3 protein-coding genes are annotated in these 2,337 nt (G+C 31.0%); all 3 read left to right on the top strand.

The features are described from left to right. Positions 1-487, top strand: a 487-nt coding sequence (locus tag V7056_RS20050) for an RES domain-containing protein (RefSeq protein WP_499704151.1), incomplete at its 5' end; no start/stop codon positions are given. Between the two features lie 245 nt (positions 488-732). Beyond that, positions 733-1,290 carry a recombinase family protein gene (locus V7056_RS20045; protein ID WP_499704150.1) on the top strand — a complete coding sequence of 186 codons (558 nt, stop codon included), beginning with the start codon at positions 733-735 and terminating at the stop codon, positions 1,288-1,290. Positions 1,291-1,815: 525 nt separating this feature from the next. Beyond that, a partial coding sequence (locus V7056_RS20040; protein ID WP_499704149.1) for a YonV family putative phage-derived protein occupies positions 1,816-2,337 on the top strand: 522 nt, incomplete at its 3' end.

Here is a 2,337-nt window from a genome sequence, read left to right as displayed (position 1 = left end):
TGTAAGAACTATTAATTTAAAGAATAAAAAGATATTTAGAGCAAGGGTAAGGAATACAAAGGAAAGAGCCATACATTATACATCAGCAGAAATGTTTAAGGCACCATATGGAAAACCTAGCCAAGGAAGATACAATATAGTTGGGCATGGAGAATTATACACTTGTAGCAACAAAGAAGTTGCAGTTACTGAATGTAAGAAAGGGAATAATGATGTTATAGATGTAGTTGAATGGGAAGTTTTAGAAAATTTAAATTTAATTGATTTAACAAATAAAGAATCCCCGTTAGTAAAATATTGTAGTTATAATGCTGATACTTCATTAGGATTAGAATATTTGGTACCGAATTTTATTTCACAATGTGCTAAAAGTAAAGGGATTACTGGATTAGTCCATAAAAGTACTAAGGACGAAAACGCACTAAATTATGTTTTCTTTGACTACTTAGAAAAATGGTTTAGGTTTGTTAATATGCATGAAATGTAGTAATTATAAAAACAACAGTTTAATAGCTGTTGTTTTTATTTGTGCTATATCATTAACTTTAGATTTTTATATGATAGAGTTCGGTACTAATTCTAAATCTAATTCGTACTTTTAACTCAAAATCTAATTACTTGGTGTCAAAACTTAATAGTATTGACACCTAAATTTCATCGTAGTAATATCAAGGTATCGATCGGTGTCATTACTTAGTGTCAAAATAAATTGATTAATTGAGGTGCTAATAAGTGAAATATGGATATTGTCGAGTGAGTACAGTGTCACAGGAATTAGAAGTACAATTACAAGCACTAGAAAAAGAGAACTGTGACAAAATCTATTCGGAAAAATTCACAGGAACTAAAACTGACCGACCTAAATTAAATGAGGTTCTGTCACTATTACAAAAAGGTGATACTCTAGTTGTCACTAAATTAGATAGATTGGCGAGAAACACAGTTGAAGGAATTGAGATTGTAAAGGATTTATTCTCTAAAGGGGTCAGGGTTCATGTGTTAAATGTTGGTCTGTTAGAGGACACTACAATGGGGAAGTTCTTTTTAACAACTTTACTAGCTGTGGCTGAGATGGAGAGGAATTTAATCGTTGAACGTACACAAGAGGGAAAAGCTATTGCTAAACAACGTGACGATTTCAGAGAAGGGAGACCTAAGAAGTTTAGCAAGAAACAAATACAACATGCTTTGCATTTATTAGAAACACATTCATATAAAGAAGTTGAACAGCTTACTGGAATTAGTAAAAGTACCCTTATCAGAGCGAAAAGAGAAAAAAATTTAGTTTAATAATTGAAATAGATAAAGATAATATCATATCTTGCATTTAAAGGAGGGCATACTTTACAGGAATACTCAATAGCACATGTCCCATCTACATCCTAGTACACTTACACACAAACCCTAAAGCTACTTTTTGCGATACGATCAGTTACAGCACACAAATTCTGTTTTGAAAAAGAGTATAAATGTAGCTATCTTATTGCTTCAAGCCAAAACAATAGAACTCACACATCGTCAAACAGTATTAATAATGAAGGACAAAATTCAGAACTCCTACTTTTGGTGGGAGTTCTTTTATTTTTACTTCAAATATCACACATATATGAAAGTAGGTGAACAAGATTGAAAAATGATGATTTAAGGGTTTCTGTTAAGAACTACATAACTACTTATGGTTCTTCAATTCAATTTATAGCTACAACTGTCGGTGTTTCTAGAGAACATCTAAGTAGATGGCTACACAATAAGAACTATTTAATATCAAATGAATTAAAGAAGAATATTAATGATTTTTTAAAGGAGAAATGCTAAATGAATAAAATGTCTAATACAATAATTAACGTTATTGATGCTCCGTGCGGTCAAGGGAAGACTTCTTGGGCAATTCAATATATGAATAAAATGAGTATAGATTCACATCAATTTATATATGTTACACCATTTCTAGATGAAGTAGAAAGAGTAAAGAATGCTGTAACAAGCAGAGTGTTCCACGAGCCACTAGCACGAAAGGGAGTAACTAAACTTGATTATGTTCACAAGTTATTAAGAGAAGGAAAAGATATTTGCACTACACATGCATTGTTTCAGATGGCTACATTAGAAACGATGGAACTACTTAAAGAAAATAGCTACACACTTATTCTTGATGAAGTAATTAATGTTATTGAACAAGTTGAATTAAGGAAACATGATTTAACACTATTATTAAATGCTAATGCAATAGATATTATTGTAAAAGAGAATGGCATGAAGTATGTTACATGGAATGAAGAAATGAAGGTATATGATACTAGATACAACGATCTAAAGAAAAAAGCTTTAACTAACAAT

Origin of the sequence: Bacillus sp. JJ664, assembly GCF_036962205.1 — a bacterium.
GTDB lineage: Bacteria > Bacillota > Bacilli > Bacillales > Bacillaceae_G > Gottfriedia.
Note: the sequence above shows the minus strand (reverse complement) of the source record. Positions and strands in the feature narration are given on the sequence as shown.